The organism is Polaribacter sp. SA4-12, from assembly GCF_002163675.1.
Lineage (GTDB): Bacteria > Bacteroidota > Bacteroidia > Flavobacteriales > Flavobacteriaceae > Polaribacter.
This window is the reverse complement of sequence record NZ_CP019334.1, coordinates 2,885,872-2,905,387: the sequence shown is the minus strand read 5'-3', so window position 1 is coordinate 2,905,387 and position 19,516 is coordinate 2,885,872. Positions and strand designations below refer to the sequence as shown.

Sequence of the window (19,516 nt, the reverse complement as noted above, 5' to 3'; positions counted from 1 at the left end):
ATTTTGAATAAGAAAAAAGAAATTTGGATTGCAGGTTTTGCATTATTTTCACTATTTTTTGGAGCAGGAAATTTAATTTTACCAACATCTTTAGGAGTAAAAGCAGGTCCAGATTGGTGGATTGTAGTTTTAGGATTCGTAATAACAGCGATTGCTATTCCTATTTTGGCAATTTTTGCACACGCAAGATTACAAGGAACTTTATACGATTTCGGAAAAAAAGTTTCGCCACTATTTAGTACCATTTATTGTTTTTTAATTTACATCATTGCCATTGCAATTCCATCACCAAGAACTGCTGCTGTAACGCACGAAATAGCAATTCAGCCATTTATTGAGTCATCAGCACTTTTAACAAGTGTTATTTATTTTGTTTTGGTATTTATATTTGCTGTAAATCGTTCTAAAATAATTAGCTTAATTGGTCAGTTTTTAACGCCAATTATTGTCCTTATTTTATTGGTAATTATAGGAATTGCTTGTTTCACTTCTCCAGAATCCATAAATCCTGCAGAATTTAAGCATCCTTTTGTAGACGGAATATTAGAAGGTTATCAAACTTTTGATGCCATTGCAGGTGTTATCCTTGGAGCAGTAATTGTTATTTCTTTACACTTACGTGGTCACACAACTTTTGAAGCCAAAAAAGAACTCGTTTCTAAAGCAGGAATCATTGCAGGAGCAGGTTTATTATTAATTTATGGAGGTTTAATTTTTAGCGGATCTTTATTCTCATCAACCTTTGCAGAAAACGCAACAAGAATTGAAATTTTATCTGGTTTAAGTACACTTACTTTAGGGCATTTAGGAAGCACTTTTTTAAGTGTTTTAGTCGCTTTAGCTTGTTTTACAACAGCAATTGGAGTAATAACAGGAACAGCAGATTATGTAAGAGGAATCTGCAATAACTCTAACACAGCTTATACAATTACCGCTGCAGTTTCTGCAGTTATAGGTGTTATTGTTGGTAGTAATGATGTTGGTTTTATTATTGATATTGCAGTGCCAGCATTAATGTTTGTATACCCAATAACAATTGTATTAATTCTACTAAATGTTGTACCAGAAAAATATGCTTCTAAATTGGTTTTTAGAGGTGTAGTTATCGCTACTTTCATCTTTAGTATTACAGACTTTTTAGGCTTTGTAATACCTAGAGAAAACTTAGTCGGAATTAAAAGTGTTATTCCTTTTGCAGAACATAGTTTAGGTTGGGTTCTACCTGCTTTATTGGTTTTTGTTGTGTTTAATTTGAAGAAGATTCGCTAACGGTCTAGTATAAGAATAGTAGCGGATTTATAAACACTAACTTTTCGGTTAAACACAGACCTTTTTTATATTTACTTACTTTCGTTTCAACACTTAAACCGCTATTATTTTTATACATTGTTGGCAACTGCTTTTTATTCGAATGCAAATGAAACGGGTTCATTATGTTCCTTTTTCAAATGATTATTAACTTTCAAATAATTCATCCATTCCATTGCTCTTCCTCTTGAATCACAAGCATTCATATTATCTGAACAACAAAGTTTGTTAGGATAGTCAATAGTTGTCTTAAAAGTTAATTCCAAAATCTTAATAATTGAATAAACTCCATTATCCATTGTGCTTCCACCACCACCTGCTAAAGCAGTGTTAATGTCGTATTTCAGAATGTCATAAATCTTGTCAAAATCTAAATGATTATTAGAGGTTGTTAAATCAATTCCTGCTTCTTTTAAATAATGTTTATACAATTCTAACTCATTCAATTTTTGATAATTCTTTAAAAACTCTTTTCGAATTTTAATTTCTTCAAATTTTCCTAAATATGAAAAGCCAAAGTCACTTGCCATAAACGAATATTTCTCATAAGGTCTTATCGGAATATCCTCGATAGTCTCTAAAGCTTCTCCAATTTGGACGTATTCTATTTGCGAGATTAGAAACGAAATATCATCTTCAAGTTCAGAACTATCTTGTTTTTTTTGAATAATCTTAGAGTATGATGCCTTAAAGTTTTTTATATCTTTTGAAGTATTCCCATACCAAGTTTTCTTTTCCTCGGTAATGAATTTAATTGGTTTTTTTTGCGATTGCTAATGTTCTTTCGATTTGACTTTGAACTTTTGGGTTTTTTGAATTTAAATTTAGAATAGAAGTTATTGTTTCGTTCGATGAGCCATTAAACTTGACTAAATAATTATTACAAAATCCAATTATTCCAAGGTCATCAAATAACCTTGATTTAAGTAAATATATTTCAAGATATTTAGGGTTGTTAGTCAATTTAGTCCAATTTTTTGAATAGAATTTATCCAAGATTCTTCCAGCAGAATATGTCAATGACCAAGATTTTTCATAAATCAGCGACCAATATTCAAAAGACGTAATATCATCTAAAGTTAATTTATCGACTAGTTTGTCTTCTAATTTCCTTCGTTCACTAAATGTCAGTTTTGTTTTTAGAAGTTCAATTTGAGTTTTAAGATTTTCATTTCCTTCAAAATTTATATTTTTTTCTTTACAGTAATCTGTTAAATAGACCAACTGTTTTAAAAACCGAAATTCAAATGATGGAAGAATATAGTTATTCGAAATACGAGCCTTTCTGTATTGGTCTGACATATCACTAACTTTTTGAGCATCTAATTTTGTCAAACTTATGAATGCATTTTGAGCTATAGTATCATTCTCGCTTGATAACATTTCGAAAAGTGTTTTTTCTTTATCAACTTCTTTAATTTTTAAATTGTCGTTTCTAAACGCTTTAACAGAGTCATCCCATTTATATTTTCTATAATTGTTTGCAAAAAAAATAACTAAATTGATTTTTGACCTTTCATAAAAGTCTTTTTCTAAATGATAGCTTAAATCTCCGCTCTCGTTTGGAACAGCAATTTGGGATTTCGTTAGTAATTGTATTAAATCTACTACTTCTTCATTGTCGTGATGTTCGTCAAATCTATATCGGTTTTTTAATAGAATTGAAGCGATTTGTAATAGTGCTAAAGGATTTTTTGAATTTACTAAACTGTCTATTGTATTCTTTTTTACCCAATCCAGTTTCAATAAATGTTTACGTTTAGAATTTAAAGTATTCCATTTGAAATCAGTTATTTCGATGATTTCAAAATCCGTTTTTCTTTTGTTAAATGGTGTTATTAAAAAAGCATTTGCAAGATTTGAAAATTTAATATTCCTTTTATTTTTATTTAGAAATTTTTTGAAATTAGCGCTTGTTGTTGTTGAGTCGATGATTATCTCGGAATCTAGAAACATTGAATTTTCTCTAACTAGTCTTTTCGCTAAATTGGATTCAATAGTATTGATTATGTGATAACCTAAAAATTCGGTCAATTCAGTTTTACTGTCAAAATATTCAGACACTTCATTTAGAGCATTAAAGTCTCCCTTTCGTAATTGATAATCTAAAAAATCAAAACGCTCATTTTGTGCAAATAAATTCGCAGAAAAAAATATTAATAATATCAGTATGTTTCTTTTCAATCTCGATGTTTTTCAAAGTTGTTGCCAACGTTAACACTAATATGGAATGTTTCAATGTTTTATATTCGTAGTTAGCGAAGTTATCTGAAATTAAATTTAGAAACAAACTAAACTAAACGTAAAGTTTCAACTTACTTTTACGACCAAAAGACCACAATAACAAAATATGGCAGTTCAAGACATTCTAAAATATTCTTTTAAAGACACTTTTTCGGTGAGTTCTGTACAGTTCGAAAAAGCGTGTACCATAGATCATCATGAGCAACAAAATGCCTATTCTATTTATTGGATTCAAGAAGGAAGTGGGACTTATAATATCGATTTTGAAAGTTATACATTTAATGATAATGTGTTGTTCTTTTTATCACCCGGACAGGTATTTACAGTAGATTCCGAACTAATAAAAACAGCCTACAAACTTACCTTTGTACGAGATTTCTACTGCATACAAACCCATGATAAAGAAGTAGCATGTAATGGTGTTTTATTCAACAATATTTATGAAACTCCGTTTGTAAAACCTTGCGAAAAAGACACTAAAAAACTCAACTTTATTTTAGAAAGTCTTATTGAGGAATTTCAACAAAACGAAACCGCACAATACGATATGTTGCAGTCTTATTTAAAGCAATTTATTATTTGCGCAGTTCGTGTAAAAAAGGAAAATCACGTTATTAAAGAAGATGTAGAATCGCGTCTTTTTAAAGATTTTAGTTTGTTGGTAGAGCAGAATTTTAAAACAATGCATTCTGTAACGGATTATGCAAACAGATTAGGCCTTTCGCCAAAATCTATTACCAAACACTTTCAAAAATTGGGTGCAAAAACACCTTCGGACTTTATTAAAACCCGTATTTTATTAGAAGCAAAGCGTCAATTGATTTACACAGATAAAACGGTTAAGGAAATCGCTTTCGACCTCGGTTTTAACGACCCTGCCTATTTTACACGCTTCTTTACAAAGGCAATTTTAAAATCTCCACTTCAGTTTAAAAAGGACTACTAGTCTCTTTTTTTTTCTATAATTAACGTATCGTATTTGGGCGTGCCCTTTCAGGTCAGGATTTCACAACTCGCTTTTTAAAGTTTTATCAAACTTTAAAAGAGCTCAAACAAATTGTTCAATCCTTCACGCGTGCATTTTTGCCAACTTTTTTCCGCTGTCCAAACAGTAGGAACTTCTGTCCATTTTTAAACCTTCATCTCCGTTGCATCTTTGCAGTACCAAACAACAATAGAATATTTATCCTGCTTTAGCAGCAACTAAAAATAAGAGAAAATGGAATTACAATTAGAACAAACAGACTTTATCAATGTTATAGAAAACAACGACAATGTATTATTAGATTTTTATGCAGATTGGTGTGGACCTTGTCAGACTTTATTACCAACAATAAACAAATTAGCAGACGAATTAAAAGACGATGTACTTATCAAAAAAGTAAATGTTGATGAGTATCCAAAATTAGCAGCAAAGTTTAATGTTAGAAATATACCAACGTTACTTTTCTTTAAAAACGGAGAACCAGCAGACAGACATACAGGTTTAATTACAGAAAGAAACTTAAGAAGTAAAATAAACCGACTAAAATAAAGGCTGCAATCATCAAAAAAAAGGCAACTTTTTTACAGCGTCCAAACAGTAGGAACTTTTGTCCAATTTTTGAGGTTACTATCGGTTGCATCTTTGCAGTATCAAATAATAGAAACGCTTTTCGAAAGTAATTTCGAAAAAACAAAAAAGTGTCATTCCCGTGAAAACGGGAAACTAACAAAAAAATCAACAATTATGAAAACAATAGAAAACGCACAATGCCCAAACTGTTGGGTTATCAAACTTATGATGAACAAAACCCAGAACAACAACTTTGTGAATGTAAATAAAATGTCATTTCGACTGAAATGGAGAAATCTTATTTTTTAAAAATTAACAAAAGAAATTTTTCGACTCCACTCAAAATGACAACTCAAAAAGTAAAATAAACACAATAAAACAAATACAAAATAAAATTATGAGCACATTTAACGTACCAACAAAAAACGAAGTATCAGAAAACAACCAAGCAATTTTTAATCAATTAGAAAAAGGATTAGGTTTTGTACCAAATTTATACGCAGCGTTTGCACATAGTGAAACTGCATTAGGTAATTTTTTAGCAATCGGAAGCGGAAAAACAAGCTTTTCAGCAAAAGAAAAAGAAGTAATTAATTTAGCGGTAAGTCAAGTAAACGAATGTGTTTATTGTTTATCTGCGCACACTGCAATAGGTAAAATGAATGGTTTTACAGAAGCACAAATCTTAGAATTAAGAGCTGGTGAAGCTTCTTTTGATTCAAAATTAGATGCTTTGGCAAAATTTTCTAGAAGTGTTGCTATTAACAGAGGAGCAGCAACACCAGAAGCAGTTGAAAACTTATATGCTGCAGGATATACAAAAGGAAACTTAGCAGATTCAATTATTTTAATAGGAGAAATTACAATTACAAATTACTTTCATAAAACAACAGATGTTGCAGTAGATTTTCCTGTAGCACAAGCATTAGAAGTAGCAACTATATAATAAAAAGATTCACGAGGTTTTGCCTTGTGTTTCTATTAAAAATGTCATTCCCGTGAAAACGGGAATCCAAATCCATAAAATTTAAAACAATAGAAGTCATGAAAAAATTAATAGCAGTAGTAGTAGTAGTAGTAGTAATCGTATTAGGTTTTGCATTTAACACAAGTGCACAAGAAGTAAAAACAGTTTCTTTAGAACAAACAAAAGGTGAGTTTACGCAGAAGCAAATTACCTTATCTGAAGGAACGTACATTTTTGAAATTGCAAACAACAATGTTGGTCATAATGTAGGTTTTGTTTTAGCTCCAAAATCTGGTGTTAAAGCGCATATTAAAAACGCTTATGTAAAAGAACAAGTTAAGAATAACACAAAGCAAACTTCTAAAACGGTAACGCTTACAAAAGGAGAATATGTTTATTTCTGTCCTTTAAACCCAACACCACAATACACATTAATAGTTGAATAATTTTTTTTAATTCAAATGATGATTGGCGAACAGAAATGTTCGCCTTTTTTTAGTTATTGCAAAATTATCTTGTTAATTACAAATAGTAAATTAAAGCTTTACATTTTATTATAAAACAATATCTACATCAGAAAACAAGTGTCAAAAAAATGTAAAAGAAGTGTCAACAGTTACAAAAATTGATATAAATACTTGTTATTTGTATTAATTATGAAACAAAAGAACCTTTCTATATTTTTACTTTTAGTGATAACTTCGTTTTTTATTTGGGGTTTTGCAAATCCACAAGAGGACGAAAACGACTTTTCAGAACGCGTAAAAGTCAATTTAAGAGCCATTGGAAATCAGTTGCTATTATCTCAACAAGATTCTTTATCGTTAATTTTACCAATTACAAAAATTGAAGATTTTAAGTACAAAATTTCTTTTGAAAAGACGCTATCAATTGAACCAAGCACATTGGTAAACATTATAAAAAATGTTTTTGATAAAACAATGCTTTCTAAAAATTATAGAGTTGAAGTTATTGATGTTCTGTCTAAAGAAGTTGCCTATAGTTATGAAGTAAACACTAAAAAAGAGAAGACATTAATTTCTTGTGTTGGAAGAGTTTTACCTGAAAACAACTATTCAATTGAGGTAAAGTTTTTAGATCAAAAAAAATCAGAATCTAACTATAACTTTCTTTTTTACATTTTAATTGTATTGTTATTAGCTCTGTATTACAAGAAATATTTTTCAGCTAAGAAAACAACTGAACTTGAAAAAACTGCATCAGAAAAAGCAACTACTTTAGGAAGTTTTCAATTTTATCCAGAACAAAATAAATTGATAAAAAAAGCAATTGAAATACCGCTTTCTAAAAAAGAATGTGAGTTGTTAGCAATCTTTGTTGCAAACCCAAATATGGTTATTAAAAGAGAAGAGTTAACCAAAAAAGTGTGGGAAGACAATGGTGTTTTTGTGAGTAGAAGTTTAGATACTTATATTTCTAAACTCCGTAAAAAATTAAAAGAAGACGCATCTATACAACTTATAAATATTCATGGAGTTGGTTATAAATTAGAGATAAAATAAAAAAGGCGAACATTTCTGTTCGCCTTTTTTAATGAAAATTATTTTTTCCTTTTGTAATTATAGATTACTTCTTCAATTGTAAACCAACAGAAATAATAGATTCCTATAGAAAAGAGGATATCTCCAATCATTCTCATCCATTTTAATGTTTGTATTGTTGGTGAGTATAAAAGGTCTGATTCTCTTGCAAAAGAATATCCTTCTGTGATAGAAGTATACGCTTGTATAATTCCTATGGGTAACATACTAAATACCATCATTGCTATTAAACCGATATTTAAAAACCAAAAAGCTCTTTTTAGTTTTGTATTGCTCCAAGCTCTATCAGAATAAAAACGTAAACAGATAATAATAAAGCCCATTCCTAACATTCCGTAAACACCAAATAAAGCGGTATGTGCATGAACTGCTGTTGTATTTAAACCTTGAATATAGTACAATGCAATTGGTGGATTAATTAAGAAACCAAATACTCCGGCTCCTAAGAAGTTCCAAAAAGAAACAGAGATAAAGAAGAAAATTGGCCATTTATAATTCTGAATCCATTTTTTGCTTTTTAAGAGGTTCCAATTTTCTCTAATTTCAAATCCCATTAAAGTTAAAGGCACAACTTCTAAAGCACTAAATGTTGCTCCTAAAGCGATAGCTTGAACTGGCGTACCAGAATAATATAAATGGTGTAAAGTACCGATAATTCCACCTGCTAAAAATATAGATGCAGAAGCAATAGAAACTCTACCAGCAGTTTTAGCTGAAATTATTTCCATTCTAGAGAAAATAAACGCGATCACTACCGTTGCAAAAACTTCGAAGAATCCTTCTACCCACAGGTGAACTAACCACCATCTCCAATAGTTAATTACTGGTAAACTACTGTTTTCTCCATACATTAATCCAGAGAAGAAAAACATACCAATTGCCATAACAGATATTAATAGAATAATTAATAAGTGTTTAGATTCGTCGTTTTTTCTAATTGCATATAAAATATGTCTACTAACCATTACAACCCATAAAACAAGACCGATTCCTAAAAATATTTGCCAGAATCTACCTAAATCCATGTATTCATATCCTTGGTGACCAAAGAAAAAGTTGGTTGTTAAGTCTAAAAATTGATGAACTCCTAACCATTCTCCTAACATAGAACCTAGTACAATAACGATTAATGCAACAAAAAGGAAGTTGATTCCGAAAAGTTGGTATTTCATTTCTTTTTTAGAAATCATTGGCGCTAAAAATAATCCTGTTGCTAACCAAGTTGCAGCAATCCAAAAAACAGCCAATTGTGTATGCCAAGTTCTACTTACAGAATAAGGTAAATATTTTGCTAAATCGAAACCGAAGAAACTTTGTCCTTCTACAGTATAATGAACCGTTATAATTCCTAAAATGACTTGTAAACCAATTAATAAAGAAATTACAAAGAAGTATTTTAATACTGCTGTTTGAGATTTCACTAATTTCATATTCTGTAATGGATCTGAATCTGGTTTTGTAAGAGATTCTCCTTTTTCGTGATTTCTCAAGTAATAGAATGATAAGATTCCAATAAAAACAAGTAACAATACAATTGATAAACCAGACCAAATTATAGAACCATCTGTAATATTATTATCTATTAAAGGTTCATGTGGCCAGTTAGAAGTATATGTATACTCTTTACCTATTCTGTTAGTACTTGCAGCCCAAGAAGTCCAAAAGAAAAAAGCGTTTAATTGCTTTAGCTTAACTTCATCTGTTAAAGCTCCTTCAGGAATAGCATATCTTTCATTCCCTTTAGAAAATATGTCGCTAAAATGTTGAATATTATTATTTATTGCAGCAACTCTTTCTTGAGAAATTATAATTGTTTTTGTTGCAGAGTTATACGTATTCGTTTTAATATCTTTTATTAAACGAGCCTTTATAGCTGCCTTATTCTCAACATCTAAATCGTCGTATTTCTTATTGAAATCTTTTTTGGCCCATAAATCTAGCATAAAAACAGCTTCTCTATGAATCCAATCTGCAGACCAATCTGGTGCTACATAACTTCCATGTCCCCAAATTGAACCCACTTCCATACCTCCAATAGATTCCCAAACATTTTGACCTATTTGTATGTCTTCAATTGTATAAAAAACTTCATCTGTATCTTTAACTACTACCTTTTCTGGAATTGGTGGCTGTTTTTGATAGACTTCTGTTCCTACCCAAATTAGTACTGCAAAAGAGAGTACAACTACACTTATAAAAGCAATCCAAATTTTCTTCATTTTATTGATTTAATCTATTTTTATAAATTTAAGAGACTACGTCGTTTACTCTTTTTATTGAATCTGCTTTTGCTAATGTTAATCTTACAATAGCATCTTCTGTACATACTAAATCATGGGGTAAATTTGCATCTAATGCAATTAAATCTCCCTTTTTAAGATTTAATACTTTTTTATTGACACCAAAATTAATTTCACCTTCAAACATCTCTATAACAATTGGTTTTGGTGCAGAATGTTCTTTCATTTCTTGTCCTTTGCGCATCACTACTCTTATTTCTTTAGTAGTTTCAGTTTCCATAAGCAACGTTATTGTTGGCTTATCTTCTTTATAGGTGATGTTTTTTGTTATTGAAGCTGTAATCATAATATTTAATTTAGTTGATTTTAATAATTAGGAATAAAGGGTCTTAATATCCTTTATTGGAATAAATTTTTAGTTTTTTAGATAATAGTTTTGAAGGTTTTTATCTTCAGAAAGTTCTAATAATGTTGTGCTTTCTAGCATTTTTTTTAGTTCTTCTCTAATTGCTATAAACTTAAAGTGTAAAGGACATGGTTTGTTATCATTACACTCGTGTAAACCTAAGCCACAACCTGTATAAATAGTATCGCCATCTAAAACCTCAACAATATTACTTAACGTAATTGTTTTTAATTTTGTCTTATCAATAAAGAAACCTCCAGTTGGACCTTTAATAGATTGTGTAATTTTATTCTTTGTCAGTTGTTGCAAAATCTTTGCAGTAAAAGCTTGTGGAGAATCTATTGCCTCAGAAATAGTAGTAATACCTACTTTCTTTTCTGATTTAGTTTGTTGAGCAATAAAAATAACAGCTCTTAAGCCATATTCACACGTTTTTGAAAACATACATTTATTTTATGCTGCAAAACTACAAAAAATATTAATAGAAGATAAATTTATCTTCTATTGATATTAAATTATTTTTTATTGATAGAAATAAAGCATTAATTATAAATGAAGAAGTAAAATAAAAAAGATGAATATTTCTATTCATCTTTTCTATAATTTTAAAATTTTTCTGGCACAAATGTTTGATAATCCATTGGTGGACGCACATAGGCTTTTCCGTCTGGTAAAGGAGGAAGTTCTATCGGTTTTACGTCTATTTTTTCATAAGGTATTTTACTTAAAACATGACTAATACAATTTAATCTTGCTTTCTTTTTATTATCAGAATCTACAACAAACCAAGGAACTTGTTTGGTATCTGTATGAGCAAACATTTGATCTTTAGCTTTAGAATATTCTAACCAACGAGAACGAGACTCTAAATCCATCGGACTAAATTTCCATCTTTTTAAAGGATTCGAAATACGGTTTTTAAAGCGTCTCTCTTGTTCTTCATCACTTACAGAAAACCAATATTTTAAAACAACAGTTCCAGATCTAACTAACATGCGTTCAAATTCTGGACAAGAACGTAAAAACTCATCATATTCATCATTTGTACAAAAACCCATTACTTTTTCTACACCTGCTCTATTATACCAACTTCTATCAAGCAAAACTATTTCGCCTGCAGCAGGTAAATATTGAACATATCGTTGAAAATACCATTGTGTTTTCTCTCTTTCTGTAGGTACACCCAAAGCAACTACTTTACAAATTCTAGGGTTTAAAGGTTCTGTAAACCGTTTTATAGTTCCTCCTTTTCCAGAAGCATCTCTTCCTTCAAAAATGATAACTACTTTTAATCCTTGACTTTTAACCCATTCTTGTAAATGGACTAATTCTATATGCAGTTTTGCAAGTTCTTTATCGTAATTAAATTTATTTTTTTTATCGTTATTAGAAGTAGCTTTATTCATACAGGTAATTTACAAAAAATAGAAAAAACAAAAAAGGAAAAGTATACTAAGTCCTTATTTTAAATCAATTATAAATAATAAAGGCTCAAAAAAGGAGTTTTAACAATCATCAAAATTAAATACCCTATTTTAGCGTTTCGTTTATTTATCATATTAAAAATAAAGTCTTTGTTAAACTATTATTCTTATCCTCATACAACCTCTAAAGAGTGGGTTACTTTTGTTCATGGAGCAGGAGGAAGTAGCTCTATTTGGTTTAAACAAGTAAGAGATTTTAAAAAGCATTTTAATGTTTTAATCTTAGACTTACGTGGTCATGGAGATAGTAAACCAACACTAAAAGACACCTTTAATGTTAAGTATACTTTTGATTCTATAACGCACGATATTGTTGAGGTTATCGATTATCTTAAAATAAAAAAATCGCACTTTATTGGTATCTCTTTAGGAACAATTTTGATTCGTAATCTTGCCGAAAAAAGACCAGAATTGGTTAAGAGTATGATTATGGGTGGTGCAATTATAAAGATGAATTTTCGCTCTCAAGTTTTAATGAAGGTTGGTAATATCTTTAAATCGGTGGTTCCATATATGATGCTATACAAATTATTTGCATTTATAATTATGCCTAAGAAGAATCATAAAAAATCACGGTCTTTATTTGTAAACGAAGCAAAAAAATTATACCAAAAAGAATTTTTACGCTGGTTTAAATTAACATCAGAGATTAATCCATTATTACGTTTTTTTAGAACAAAGGATATAAAAATCCCTACTTTGTATATTATGGGTGCGGAAGATCATTTGTTTTTACCTTCTATAAAAAACATCGTTTCTAAACACGTAACTTCTTCGTTATTTGTTGTTGATAATTGTGGACATGTTGTAAATGTGGAACAACCAGAAACATTTAATAACCAAACGATTCATTTTATTACATCTTTAAAAATATAGTTTTTTATTAATTAAATTGGTTAACCAATTTTAATTTTTTTGAACTATCTTTGTTTTATAAAAGTTTTAATATGAATCAAATAATTACGTTTGGGGAAGTTTTAATGAGAATTTCACCTCGTGGAAACAAGAAGTTTATTCAATCGAATGCTGTAGAATTTTATTTTGGTGGTACTGAAGTAAATGTTGGTATTTCAATTGCTAATTTTGGAGGTAAAGTAAAACATATTAGTTGTATTTCTAATGATTTTATAGGTGATACAGCTATTTCTTATTTAAATAAATTTGATTTAGACACTTCAGAAATTGTTCGTTCTAGTAGACCTTTAGGTGTTTATTTTTTAGAAGTTGGTGCTGTAATGAGACCAAGTTCTATTTCCTATAACCGTTCTCATTCTTCATTTTCTGAAATTGAACCTTCAATGGTTAATTGGGAAACTTCTTTAGAAAATGGAAATTGGTTTCATTGGACAGGTATTACACCTGCTTTATGTAAAGGAGCACAAGAAACTTTGCTAGAAGGTTTAAAATTAGCTAGGAAAAAAGGAATGCAGGTTTCTGCTGATCCAACTTATAGAAGCGGATTGTGGAAATACGGAGAAGAGCCTCAAAAAGTTTTAGCTGAACTAATAGAATACTCAACTATTTTTATTGGTGGAATTAATGAAATTAACGAGCTATTAGGAACAGAATACTCGTATTCTAACGATGATTTTATAGATGCTAGTAAAGAATTAATGGAGAAATTTCCATCGATAGAAAAGGTATTTGATAAAATTAGAACTGCAAAAAATGCATCTTGGCATAAAATAAGAGCTAGAATGTGGAATGGAACAGAGTTTCGTGAAACAAGAGATCTAGATATTACACATATTGTAGATAGAATTGGAACAGGTGATGCTTTTGCTGCTGGATTAATTCATGGTTTACAGAATTTTAACGACTATAAAGCAATGCAATTCGGTTCTGCTGCTTGTGCTATTAAACACACGTATCAAGGTGATGTAAATTATGCAAATGAGCGAGAGGTAATCTCTATTTTAGAAGGGAATACTTCTGGTAGATTTAATAGATAAAACAAAAAAAGGGTGAATTATATATTTCACCCTTTTAAAATATTTATTTCAAGGATTAACCTTGCATCAGATCTTCAATTTCATCTACTTCAATAGGTATATTTCTCATTAAATTAAAAGGTTCTCCTTTTTCTTGAACCACAACATCGTCTTCTAAACGGATTCCAAAACCTTCATCAGGAATGTAAATTCCAGGTTCTACTGTAAATACCATATTTGCTTCTATTGGCAAGTGCAATAAGCCATAATCATGCGTATCTAACCCAATATGATGAGAAGTTCCATGCATAAGGTACTTCTTATATGCTGGCCAATCTTTATCTTCATTTTGCACATCAGCTTTATCTAGTAAACCTAATTTAAGCAATTCTGAAGTCATAATATGACCAACCTCTATATGGTATTCTTTCCATAAAGTTCCTGGAACTAATAATTTTGTAGCTTCTTTTTTAACGTGGTTTACAGCGTTATAAACTGCTTTTTGTCTGTCAGAAAATCTCCCAGAAACAGGTATTGTTCTTGTTAAATCGCTTTTATAATTTGCGTATTCTGCAGCAATATCTAGTAAAATTAAATCACCACTTTTACATTCTTGGTTATTTTCCATATAATGTAAAACATTGGCATTATTTCCTGAAGCTATAATTGGTGAATAAGCGAATCCTTTAGAACGATTCTTAACAAACTCATGTATTAATTCTGCTTCAAGTTCATATTCCCAAACACCAGGTTTTACAAAACCTAAAAGTCTACGAAACCCTTTTTCTGTAATATTACAAGCGTGTTGCATTAAGTCTAATTCTATTTGGCTTTTTACTGCACGTAAACGATGCATAATAGGACTACTTTTTGCAACTGAATGTGCGGGGTATTTTGCTAACAACCATTTTGTAAAACGATCTTCTCGAGTTTCTGTTTCTACGTTTGCTCTATAATGTTCGTTTGTATTGATGTAAAAAGTATCGCAATAGGTAGAAAGTTCAAAAAGTATTTTTTCTAAATCTTGCAACCAAAAAACGGTCTTGATTCCAGAAGTTTCAAAAGCGGCTTCTTTTGTTAATTTTGCTCCTTCCCAAACTGCAATATGATCATTTGTTTCTCTAACAAATAAGATTTCTCTATACTTTTCATTTGGGCAATCAGGAAATAAGAACAACACGCTTTCTTCTTGATCAACACCACTTAGATATAAGATATCTCTGTGTTGTTCAAAAGGCAATGTACTATCTGCACTAATTGGGTAAATGTCATTAGAATTAAAAACCGCCAAACTATTTGGCTTCATTGCTGAAGTAAAATTTTTACGGTTTTTGATAAATAATTGTGAGTCTATTTTATCGTATTTCATACTGATGAATTTATGTTGAAATACAAAGGTAGCAAATAATTGATACGAAGTTAAAATCTAGACAGTAAACAAAAAACCTTTTCTATTTTCAAAAACAGAAAAGGTTGAAGTATAAAATTAAATTAATTTTTTTTGTTAATAACGCTTCTTTTTTGGCGCTCCAGTTCTTCCTCTTCCAGTGGTTGTTCCTGCTGGTTTATTTCCTTTAAAATGAGGTTTTCTTTTTGGTTTTTTTCCTTCGGATGAATTAGAATTACCTCCTTTACTTTTCTTTCCAAAAGAACCTTTACTTTGTGATGCTGCTCTTTTTGGTGCCGCTGTATCTGTTGGTTCAAAACCTTCTACAATAGAAGATTTTAATTTTTCCTTTAAAATCTTTTCAATTTCATTCTGATATTCAGTTTCTTCACTACATACTAAAGAAATTGCTTCTCCCGCTGCTCCTGCTCTACCTGTTCTACCAATTCTATGCACGTAATCTTCGGGTACATTTGGCAACTCAAAATTAATAACATGCGGTAATAAAGGAATATCTAAACCACGTGCTGCAATATCTGTAGCAACTAAAATTTTAATAGAACCATCTTTAAAGTTTCTCAACGCTTTTGTTCTAGCACCTTGACTTTTATTTCCATGAATTGCAGCTGCAGAAATCCCTGCTTTAATCAGTTTTTCTGTTAACTTATTCGCTCCATGTTTTGTTCTTGTAAAAACTAAAACCTGATTCCAATTTCCGTCTTTTATCAACTTAATTGTAAACTCTGTTTTTTTGTTTTTATCAACTTTATAAACCTTGTGAGTAACTTTCTTAGCCGTTGAATTTTGTGGTTCAGCTTCTACAGAAACTGGATTTTTTAAAATACCTGCTGCTAATTTTTTAATATCGTTAGAAAAAGTTGCAGAAAACAACAAGTTCTGACGTTTTGCTGGCATAAAACTAATCAGTTTGTTAATATCTCTAACAAACCCCATATCTAACATTCTATCAGCTTCATCAAGAATTAAAACCTCAATTCTTTTAAAAGAAACTGCTTTTCTGTCATGTAAATCTAACAACCTACCAGGAGTTGCTACTAAAATATCTACACCTGCTCGTAAAGTTGCAATTTGTGGTTTTGCGTTAACTCCACCAAAAACTACGCAAGATTTTATGTTTACGTATTTGCTGTATTCTCGAACATTATCATGTACTTGTGCTGCCAATTCTCTTGTTGGCGTTAAAACTAATACACGTAATGGTCTGTATTTTGGGTGTTTCGTTTCTGCTAAATGTTGCAAAACGGGTAAAGTAAAACCGGCTGTTTTTCCTGTACCTGTTTGTGCTGAAGCTAAAAGGTCTTTTCCTTCTAATATATGTGGAATTGCTTTTTCTTGTATTGGTGATGGTTTGGTGTATCCTTTTTCTTCAACTGCTTTTACTAGTGCAGAAGATAAACCTAAATCTGAAAATGTCATAGAAAATATTTATGAAAGTAACTTTATGTAGTTGTTTCTAGCTGCAAAGATACACTGTTTTAAATTGAAGCGTTTTATTTCTCAAAATCCTTTTTGTGTTAATTTTTTTGATATTGATGATACAAGTGGTAATTTCATCACTTTAAACCAAACCTTACTTCTTATGAAATCTATTTTCAGTTATTTATTGATGTGTTTTTCGGCAACTTTAATTGCACAAACAGCAACAAATTCAGCTATAATTCAACAATCGTTAGAGAAGAAATCTCAAATGACAAATGCTTCTTTAGTTAAGAATATTGAGTTTACCAATATCGGACCAACAGTAATGAGTGGTCGTGTGGTAGATATTGCTGTAAACCCAGATAATACAACAGAATTTTATGTTGGTTACGCTTCTGGTGGACTTTGGTACACAAATAATAACGGAACTACTTTTACACCCGTTTTAGACAATTCGCCAACACAAAATATTGGTGATATTGCTGTAGATTGGAATTCTGGAACAATTTGGGTAGGTACAGGTGAAAAAAATTCTTCTCGTTCTAGTTATGCCGGAATCGGAATTTTAAAATCTACGGATAAAGGCAAAACTTGGCAAAATGTTGGTTTGCCAGATTCTCATCACATTAGTAGAATTCTTATCAACCCTAAAAATACAAATGAAGTTGTAATTGGAGTTATTGGTCATTTATATTCTTCTAATTTAGAAAGAGGAATTTTTAAAACTACGGATGGAGGACAAACTTGGACAAAATCATTATTTATAAATAAAGACACTGGTATTATTGATGTTGCTCATGCTCCTGAAAACTTTAATATTATGTATGCTTCTTCTTGGGAAAGAGAGCGTAAAGCTTGGAATTTTAGTGGAAACGGAAATAATTCTGCTATTTATAAAAGTACAGATGCAGGAAGTTCTTGGACAAAAATTGCCGATAAAAGCGGTTTTCCAACAGGAAATGGGGTTGGTAGAATTGGTTTAGCTGTTTTTAATGAAAATACAGTTTATGCTTTTCATGATAGCCAATTTAGAAGGAAAGATGACAAGAAAAAAGAGTCTTCAAATGCATTAACTAAAGACGATTTTAAAACAATGTCTGTAGAAAACTTTTTAAAGTTGACGGATAAAAAACTGAATACCTATTTAAAAACAAATGGATTTCAAGAAAAGTACAGAGCAGAAAACGTAAAACAAATGGTGCGTTCTGGTAACGTAAAACCTATTGATTTAGCAAAATATTTAGAAGATGCAAATTCTTTATTATTTGACACTCCTGTTGTTGGAGCAGAAGTTTTTAAAACTACAAATGGTGGACAATCTTGGAAAAAAACACATGATGGAACTTTAGATGATTTGTATTATTCTTACGGATATTATTTTGGTGAAATTCGTGTTGATTTGCAAGATGAAAACGGAATTTATGTAATGGGAGTTCCTATTTTAAAATCTAAAGATGGTGGAAAAACATTTGCTTCTATTAACAAAGAAAATGTGCATGCAGATCATCAAACATTATGGGTAAATCCTAAAAAGAAAGGTCATTTAATTGATGGAAATGATGGTGGTTTAAATATTTCTTATGATGATGGGGAAAACTGGATTAAGCTAAATGATCCTGCAGTTGGGCAATTTTACTCGGTGTATGCAGATAATCAAAAAGATTACAAAGTATATGGAGGTTTGCAAGATAATGGCGTTTGGGTAGCATCTCACAATGCAAAAATTGATAAATATTGGTATCAATCTGGTAAAAACCCTTACGAGTCAATTATGGGTGGCGATGGAATGCAAGTACAAGTTGATGATAGAAATCCAAACATTGTGTATACTGGTTATCAATTTGGTAATTATTATAGAATTGATAGAGAAACGGGCGATAATAAATACATTCAGCCAAAACATACTTTGGGCGAAAATCCGTATCGTTTTAACTGGCAAACTCCAATTCATTTATCTAAACACAATCAAGATATTTTATATTTAGGAGGAAATAAATTACACAGATCTTTAAATAAAGGTGATGATTGGGAAACCATTTCTGGCGATTTAACAAACGGTGGAAAAAAAGGAAATGTTGCTTACGGAACGTTGACTTCAATTTCTGAGAGTCCGTTTCAATTCGGATTAATTTATGTGGGTTCTGATGATGGTTTTGTAAACGTAACCAAAAACGGAGGAGGAAGTTGGACACGTATTTCTAACAATTTACCGCAGAATTTATGGGTTTCTAGAGTCATTGCTTCAAAATTTAAAAAAGAACGTGTGTATGTAACTTTAAACGGATATCGTTTTGACGATTTTACGTCTTATGTTTATATGTCTGATGATTATGGACAAACTTGGAAAAGTATCAGTAGTGACATTCCAACAGCAGCGGTAAATGTTATTAAAGAAGATTCTGAAAACGAAAATGTGTTGTATTTAGGAACTGATAATGGTTTGTATGTTTCTTTTAATTTTGGTACTTCTTGGGAAGCTTTTAGCAAGAATTTACCTAATGTTGCTGTACATGATTTGGTAATTCAACCCACTGCAAAACATTTAATTATTGGAACTCACGGACGAAGTTTATACCGAGCTAATATTGCACCAATACAAGAATTTACAAAAGCGGCTCGTAAACACGATAATTTAGAAATTTTCACCATTAATTCTATTAGAAAAAGTAATTCATGGGGAAGTTCTTGGAGCAAATGGTTTGAGGCTAATACTCCTGAAATTAATATTCCTTTTTATGCAAATTCAAGTAAAAAAGTAACTGTTGCTATTTTTTCTGATGATACAAAAGTAAACTCATTTTCTATAAATGCAGACAAAGGATTTAATGAAGCTATTTATGATGTTTCTTTTTCTAAAAACGGAAGAAAAGCTTACCAAAAAGTAAATAAAGAGGCAAATTTAAAGAAAGCAAAAAACGATCTATATTATTTACCTAAAGGAAAATACACCGTTAAAATTGGTGATGCAAAAGGTGAGTTTGAAATAAAATAA

At 30.5% G+C, this 19,516-nt stretch carries 17 protein-coding genes; 9 read left to right on the top strand and 8 right to left on the bottom strand.

The window, feature by feature from the left end:
* Positions 1 to 3 precede the first annotated feature (3 nt).
* Positions 4 to 1,269, top strand: a complete 1,266-nt coding sequence (gene brnQ / locus BTO07_RS12650; RefSeq protein WP_087521578.1) for a branched-chain amino acid transport system II carrier protein — start codon at positions 4 to 6, stop codon at positions 1,267 to 1,269.
* A 134-nt stretch (positions 1,270 to 1,403) separates the two neighbouring features.
* Here the strand turns inward: brnQ and BTO07_RS12645 are convergent, their stop codons facing one another.
* Complete coding sequence (locus BTO07_RS12645) at positions 1,404 to 1,838, bottom strand: hypothetical protein (RefSeq protein ID WP_087521577.1); 435 nt, start codon at positions 1,836 to 1,838, stop codon at positions 1,404 to 1,406.
* A gap of 220 nt (positions 1,839 to 2,058) precedes the next feature.
* Positions 2,059 to 3,492, bottom strand: coding sequence for a hypothetical protein (locus BTO07_RS12640; protein ID WP_087521576.1), 1,434 nt, complete (start codon positions 3,490 to 3,492; stop codon positions 2,059 to 2,061).
* Between the two features lie 166 nt (positions 3,493 to 3,658).
* Here BTO07_RS12640 and BTO07_RS12635 point away from each other — a divergent pair, with 166 nt between their 5' ends.
* The 5 genes from BTO07_RS12635 to BTO07_RS12615 all read left to right on the top strand — a co-directional run bounded on the left by BTO07_RS12635 (position 3,659) and on the right by BTO07_RS12615 (position 7,597).
* A complete protein-coding gene (locus BTO07_RS12635) occupies positions 3,659 to 4,498 on the top strand; it encodes a helix-turn-helix domain-containing protein (protein WP_087521575.1) in 840 nt (279 codons plus the stop codon).
* 273 nt (positions 4,499 to 4,771) lie between these two features.
* Positions 4,772 to 5,086 carry a thioredoxin gene (gene trxA, locus BTO07_RS12630; RefSeq protein WP_087521574.1) on the top strand — a complete coding sequence of 105 codons (315 nt, stop codon included), beginning with the start codon at positions 4,772 to 4,774 and terminating at the stop codon, positions 5,084 to 5,086.
* A gap of 418 nt (positions 5,087 to 5,504) precedes the next feature.
* Entirely contained in the window at positions 5,505 to 6,053 is a 549-nt protein-coding gene (locus BTO07_RS12625; RefSeq protein WP_087521573.1) for a carboxymuconolactone decarboxylase family protein, read from the top strand.
* Between the two features lie 98 nt (positions 6,054 to 6,151).
* Entirely contained in the window at positions 6,152 to 6,520 is a 369-nt protein-coding gene (locus BTO07_RS12620; RefSeq protein WP_087521572.1) for a plastocyanin/azurin family copper-binding protein, read from the top strand.
* A 210-nt stretch (positions 6,521 to 6,730) separates the two neighbouring features.
* On the top strand, positions 6,731 to 7,597 hold the full coding sequence (locus tag BTO07_RS12615; RefSeq protein ID WP_087521571.1) for a winged helix-turn-helix domain-containing protein: 867 nt from the start codon (positions 6,731 to 6,733) through the stop codon (positions 7,595 to 7,597).
* A 38-nt stretch (positions 7,598 to 7,635) separates the two neighbouring features.
* Here the strand turns inward: BTO07_RS12615 and BTO07_RS12610 are convergent, their stop codons facing one another.
* The 4 genes from BTO07_RS12610 to ppk2 form a co-directional block, all read right to left on the bottom strand.
* Entirely contained in the window at positions 7,636 to 9,855 is a 2,220-nt protein-coding gene (locus BTO07_RS12610; RefSeq protein ID WP_087521570.1) for a nitric-oxide reductase large subunit, read from the bottom strand.
* A gap of 28 nt (positions 9,856 to 9,883) precedes the next feature.
* Complete coding sequence (locus tag BTO07_RS12605) at positions 9,884 to 10,222, bottom strand: cupin domain-containing protein (protein WP_087521569.1); 339 nt, start codon at positions 10,220 to 10,222, stop codon at positions 9,884 to 9,886.
* Between the two features lie 69 nt (positions 10,223 to 10,291).
* The gene (locus tag BTO07_RS12600) at positions 10,292 to 10,726 is read right to left on the bottom strand and encodes an RrF2 family transcriptional regulator (RefSeq protein ID WP_087521568.1); all 435 of its coding nucleotides are present in this window, start codon (positions 10,724 to 10,726) and stop codon (positions 10,292 to 10,294) included.
* 161 nt (positions 10,727 to 10,887) lie between these two features.
* Entirely contained in the window at positions 10,888 to 11,688 is an 801-nt protein-coding gene (gene ppk2, locus BTO07_RS12595; protein ID WP_087521567.1) for a polyphosphate kinase 2, read from the bottom strand.
* A gap of 168 nt (positions 11,689 to 11,856) precedes the next feature.
* On the opposite strand from ppk2, the gene BTO07_RS12590 reads away from it, so the two are divergent.
* Entirely contained in the window at positions 11,857 to 12,642 is a 786-nt protein-coding gene (locus BTO07_RS12590) for an alpha/beta fold hydrolase (RefSeq protein ID WP_087521566.1), read from the top strand.
* Between the two features lie 71 nt (positions 12,643 to 12,713).
* Complete coding sequence (locus BTO07_RS12585; protein ID WP_087521565.1) at positions 12,714 to 13,718, top strand: sugar kinase; 1,005 nt, start codon at positions 12,714 to 12,716, stop codon at positions 13,716 to 13,718.
* A gap of 55 nt (positions 13,719 to 13,773) precedes the next feature.
* On the opposite strand, the gene BTO07_RS12580 is transcribed toward BTO07_RS12585, so the two are convergent.
* Both BTO07_RS12580 and BTO07_RS12575 read right to left on the bottom strand, forming a co-directional pair.
* Entirely contained in the window at positions 13,774 to 15,066 is a 1,293-nt protein-coding gene (locus BTO07_RS12580; protein ID WP_087521564.1) for an aminopeptidase P family protein, read from the bottom strand.
* A 135-nt stretch (positions 15,067 to 15,201) separates the two neighbouring features.
* Positions 15,202 to 16,521 (bottom strand): DEAD/DEAH box helicase, encoded by a 1,320-nt coding sequence (locus tag BTO07_RS12575; protein ID WP_087521563.1) that lies wholly within the window; start codon positions 16,519 to 16,521, stop codon positions 15,202 to 15,204.
* Between the two features lie 163 nt (positions 16,522 to 16,684).
* Between BTO07_RS12575 and BTO07_RS12570 the strand changes: the two genes are divergently transcribed.
* Positions 16,685 to 19,516, top strand: coding sequence for a WD40/YVTN/BNR-like repeat-containing protein (locus BTO07_RS12570; protein ID WP_157663346.1), 2,832 nt, complete (start codon positions 16,685 to 16,687; stop codon positions 19,514 to 19,516).

What these genes read in the sequence shown, in the direction of transcription:
- BTO07_RS12575 (WP_087521563.1), bottom strand. Translation starts at nt 16,521, where the DNA reads ATGACATTTTCAGATTTAGGTTTATCTTCTGCACTAGTAAAAGCAGTT.
- BTO07_RS12570 (WP_157663346.1), top strand. Translation starts at nt 16,685, where the DNA reads ATGAAATCTATTTTCAGTTATTTATTGATGTGTTTTTCGGCAACTTTA.
- BTO07_RS12605 (WP_087521569.1), bottom strand. Translation starts at nt 10,222, where the DNA reads ATGATTACAGCTTCAATAACAAAAAACATCACCTATAAAGAAGATAAG.
- BTO07_RS12585 (WP_087521565.1), top strand. Translation starts at nt 12,714, where the DNA reads ATGAATCAAATAATTACGTTTGGGGAAGTTTTAATGAGAATTTCACCT.
- BTO07_RS12645 (WP_087521577.1), bottom strand. Translation starts at nt 1,838, where the DNA reads ATGGCAAGTGACTTTGGCTTTTCATATTTAGGAAAATTTGAAGAAATT.
- BTO07_RS12625 (WP_087521573.1), top strand. Translation starts at nt 5,505, where the DNA reads ATGAGCACATTTAACGTACCAACAAAAAACGAAGTATCAGAAAACAAC.
- BTO07_RS12620 (WP_087521572.1), top strand. Translation starts at nt 6,152, where the DNA reads ATGAAAAAATTAATAGCAGTAGTAGTAGTAGTAGTAGTAATCGTATTA.
- BTO07_RS12580 (WP_087521564.1), bottom strand. Translation starts at nt 15,066, where the DNA reads ATGAAATACGATAAAATAGACTCACAATTATTTATCAAAAACCGTAAA.
- ppk2 (WP_087521567.1), bottom strand. Translation starts at nt 11,688, where the DNA reads ATGAATAAAGCTACTTCTAATAACGATAAAAAAAATAAATTTAATTAC.
- BTO07_RS12610 (WP_087521570.1), bottom strand. Translation starts at nt 9,855, where the DNA reads ATGAAGAAAATTTGGATTGCTTTTATAAGTGTAGTTGTACTCTCTTTT.
- BTO07_RS12635 (WP_087521575.1), top strand. Translation starts at nt 3,659, where the DNA reads ATGGCAGTTCAAGACATTCTAAAATATTCTTTTAAAGACACTTTTTCG.
- BTO07_RS12615 (WP_087521571.1), top strand. Translation starts at nt 6,731, where the DNA reads ATGAAACAAAAGAACCTTTCTATATTTTTACTTTTAGTGATAACTTCG.
- BTO07_RS12600 (WP_087521568.1), bottom strand. Translation starts at nt 10,726, where the DNA reads ATGTTTTCAAAAACGTGTGAATATGGCTTAAGAGCTGTTATTTTTATT.
- trxA (WP_087521574.1), top strand. Translation starts at nt 4,772, where the DNA reads ATGGAATTACAATTAGAACAAACAGACTTTATCAATGTTATAGAAAAC.